Genomic DNA, 3,232 nt, shown 5'->3' with positions numbered 1-3,232 from the left:
GCATCTCCTCCCTCACCACGACACCTCCCGGCCTGCCATCTTCGAGCCATCGACTTCCCGAACGGGACACATGCGCAACTGCCTCCCTCTACGCTCGAAACTGCGATGCCTCGACGGTAGAAAGCGCAGGTCGGGGCTGGAAGTGACCGTGAGTACAGGTGGTTTGTGCTCGAACCTTCGGGATGGACACCCCATGCGGCCTGGACCTCGACCAACCCTGACCAGCAGTACGGGAATGCCGTCACGGCCCCGCACCGGCCTGATCTCCGGGTACGTCCTGCGCGTCATAAGGGAGCAGCAGGGATACACGCAGGAGGAGACCGCGGAGCGGCTGCAGGTGAGCCCGGACACGATCGCCGGATGGGAGACCGGGCGCCGCCCACTGACCGCCGTGCCGGTCGGGCAGATGCTCCGGCACCGGCACCGCCTCATGCAGATGGGCACCCCTGCCGCTCTCCTCCAAGCCCTCGAACGCGCGCTGGAGGCAGACGTCCTTCTCGCCGCCGTCCTCGACGAGGACACCCCGGTCGAGGAGAGCCCGCTCGGCACGGTGGTCATGCAACGCGAGCTCGGCGAGGTGCTGGCGTGGCCCCTCAACGGCGTGCCGCCGCAGTCCGTGCGGAACCTCCCCTCGCCCGCGCGTCCGCGCCGCGGCCCCGCGCCACCCGGCCCAGCACTGACCCACGACGAGCGCCGCGTGTTCTTCACGCAGATGAGACGCACCGCCGAACACGCCCGCGGCCGGGGGAAATTCCTGCTGCGCCGACAGGCCCTCTACCTCTCCGGCTACGACACCACCCCGGATGCTGCCGAGTGGCTGGCCCACCAGCAGCGCACCGCACACCCCGACGACTGGCTCACCCGCTGGCTCAACGCCCGCTCGGTCGCGGCCGTCTCCGCCCGCCATGGCGACCGCGACCGCATGGCCCACTTCATCGACACCGCCCTCCAGGACGATGCCGGCCAGGCTGCCAACCTGAACTATTGGGCGTACTGGGTCGGCGAGATGCGCACACCGGAACTGTCGGACGACTTCATCGCGGACCGCGAGCCCCGGCCGTGGCCCGGGGACAGGCTCCTCACCCACCTCGTCCAGGGTCTCGCACCCGAGCACGGATACGTGAACCTCAACATCCACTCCGTGTGGTCCCTGATCCAGGTGCGGCCCAACCTCCTGCGCTTCGGCACCGCCGCTCGAGCCCTACGCGACCGGCTGCCGATCATGTTGGATAGCCGGGAGCTCTCGTCCCGTAGCAGGCGGGAGCTGGAAAGCATCCGCTACGCGATCCGCCTCGCCGAGGCGTGAGAGGAGCCCGACAGTGGCCGAGGACCTTACCGCGGTGGCGCGCTTCCTTTTCGAGGCCGGCACGCTCAAGCACACCGCGCGCACCGGGTGGTGGATGGCGGGCGTACGCACCCCCGAGACGGTCGCCGAGCACTCATGGCGCACCAGCCTGATCGCGTCCGTCATCGCCAAACTGGAGGGCGCCGACCCGGCTCGGGCCGCGCTCCTCGCCGTCTGGCATGACACCGGCGAGACCCGCACCGGCGACGTCAACCACCTCGGGAAGAAGTACACCGACGGTGAGGCCGACCCACGCGAGATCGCCGCGGACCAGGTCGCCGGCATGCCCGAGATCGTGGCGCAGGCCGTGACCGAGATCATCGCCGAGTACGAGGCGAAGGAGTCCCCGGAGGCCGTCTGTGCCCGGGACGCCGACAAGCTGGAGTGCATGCTCCAAGGCATCGAATACCGGTCGCAGGGCTATGAGAACGCACAGCGCTGGATCGACAACAGCCGCCGACGGATCGTCACCAAGAGCGGTCAGGTCCTCGCGGATGCCGTCCTGGAGACCGGCTCACTCGACTGGCTCCGCGCTGCCCTCGGTGAAAAGGGCTGACGCTCTTTACCGGGCCGGGCCCTGTCTCACGCCCGGCCTCCACTCGGGTTTCCCAACAAAATGATCTCCAAGGTGGTTGGATCACTCGTGCTGCCAGTCGCCGGTCCTCGAGCCACCCTCTCGCCACTTCACCTGATAGCCGGCGGTCTCCCCGGCCCTGTTCTTGCGCGGAACAACGCTCGTCGTGCCGGGAGGTCGGCCCCCCTTCGCCAATTTTCGACTCTTTCCCCAAGTCAGCACACTGGCATACGACGACGGCCGGAGCCCCCGCACAGCATGGGCTCCGGCCATCGTCGGTTGTCGGGCCTACAGGGCCAGCCCCGTCAGGACCAGGACGCGCTCGTACGTGTAGTCGTCCATCGCGAACCTCACGCCCTCGCGGCCCACGCCGGACTGCTTGGCGCCGCCGTAGGGCATCTGGTCGGCGCGGTAGGAGGGGACGTCGCCGATGACCACGCCGCCGACCTCCAGGGCGCGGTGGGCGCGGAAGGCGGTCTGGAGGTCGTGGGTGAAGATGCCGGCCTGGAGGCCGTACTTGGAGTCGTTGACCGCGGCGAAGGCCTCGGCCTCGCCGTTCACCTTCTGCACGGTCAGGACGGGGCCGAAGACCTCCTCGCAGGCGATCGTCACGTCGGCCGGTACGTCGGTCAGGACGGTCGGCGCGTAGGAGGCGCCGTCGCGCTTGCCGCCGGTGAGGAGGGTGGCGCCCGCCTCGACGGCCTCCTGCACCCAGGACTCCACGCGCTGGGCGGCGTCCTCGCTGACCAGCGGGCCGACGTCGGTCGCGGCGTCGGAGGGGTCGCCGGTGACCTGGGCCTCGACGGCGGCGACGACGCGCGGCAGCAGGCGCTCGTACACGGAGGCGTCGGCGATCACGCGCTGCACGGAGATGCAGGACTGGCCGCCCTGGTAGTTGGAGAAGGTGGCGATGCGGTTCGCGGCCCAGTCCAGGTCCTCGTCGCTCGCCCAGTCGGCGAGGACGACGGCCGCGCCGTTGCCGCCGAGCTCCAGGGTGCAGTGCTTGCGCGGCACCGAGTCCATGATCGCGTAGCCGACCTTCTCCGAACCGGTGAAGGAGATGACCGGCAGCCGCTCGTCCTGGACCAGGGCGGGCATCTTGTCGTTGGGGACCGGGAGGATCGACCAGGAACCGGCCGGCAGGTCGGTCTCGGCCAGCAGCTCGCCGAGGATCAGGCCGGACAGCGGGGTGGCCGGGGCCGGCTTGAGGATGATCGGGGCGCCGGCGGCGACGGCCGGGGCGACCTTGTGGGCGCACAGGTTCAGCGGGAAGTTGAACGGCGCGATGCCGAGCACGACACCCTTGGGGAAAC

General features: G+C 69.8%; 3 protein-coding genes. 2 read left to right on the top strand and 1 reads right to left on the bottom strand.

Annotation, left to right across the window (positions count from 1 at the left end; all coding sequences use genetic code 11):
* Positions 1-235: 235 nt before the first annotated feature.
* Complete coding sequence (locus RH94_RS25695; RefSeq protein WP_234426050.1) at positions 236-1,306, top strand: helix-turn-helix domain-containing protein; 1,071 nt, start codon at positions 236-238, stop codon at positions 1,304-1,306.
* Positions 1,307-1,319: 13 nt separating this feature from the next.
* The gene (locus RH94_RS25690; RefSeq protein ID WP_073950355.1) at positions 1,320-1,901 is read left to right on the top strand and encodes an HD domain-containing protein; all 582 of its coding nucleotides are present in this window, start codon (positions 1,320-1,322) and stop codon (positions 1,899-1,901) included.
* 306 nt (positions 1,902-2,207) lie between these two features.
* On the opposite strand, the gene RH94_RS25685 is transcribed toward RH94_RS25690, so the two are convergent.
* Positions 2,208-3,232: aldehyde dehydrogenase family protein (locus RH94_RS25685; protein ID WP_234426049.1), on the bottom strand; the 1,025-nt coding region annotated here is incomplete at its 5' end.

This window comes from Streptomyces kebangsaanensis (genome assembly GCF_001906585.1).
Taxonomy (GTDB): Bacteria; Actinomycetota; Actinomycetes; order Streptomycetales; family Streptomycetaceae; genus Streptomyces; species Streptomyces kebangsaanensis.
This window is presented reverse-complemented; position numbering and strand designations above follow the sequence as displayed.

What these genes read in the sequence shown, in the direction of transcription:
- RH94_RS25695 (WP_234426050.1), top strand. Translation starts at nt 236, where the DNA reads ATGCCGTCACGGCCCCGCACCGGCCTGATCTCCGGGTACGTCCTGCGC.